Genomic DNA, 293 nt, shown 5'->3' with positions numbered 1-293 from the left:
CGGACGTCGGGGTGGGTGAGGAGCCCGTCGACGGCCTCCTTGTCACCGTTCAACACCGTGAACACCCCGTCGGGGAGGCCTGCTTCCTTCCAGAGCTTCGCGAGCCAGATCGCCGCGGACGGGTCCTTCTCACTCGGCTTCAGCACGACCGTGTTCCCGGCCGCGATCGCGATCGGGAAGAACCACATCGGCACCATCGCGGGGAAGTTGAACGGCGAGATGATCCCAACGACCCCGAGCGGCTGCTTCGTGGAGTACACGTCGACACCGGTCGAGACCTGCTCGGAGAACTC

1 protein-coding gene is annotated in these 293 nt (G+C 65.5%); it reads right to left on the bottom strand.

Annotation, left to right across the window (positions count from 1 at the left end; translation table 11 throughout):
* Positions 1-293, bottom strand: a 293-nt coding sequence (locus IFR14_RS20570; protein WP_191942235.1) for an aldehyde dehydrogenase family protein, incomplete at both ends; no start/stop codon positions are given.

The organism is Plantibacter sp. CFBP 8775 (genome assembly GCF_014839505.1).
Taxonomy (GTDB): Bacteria; Actinomycetota; Actinomycetes; order Actinomycetales; family Microbacteriaceae; genus Plantibacter; species Plantibacter auratus.
The sequence above is the reverse complement of the archived record's forward strand: the minus strand, read 5'-3'. Positions and strand labels throughout refer to the sequence as shown.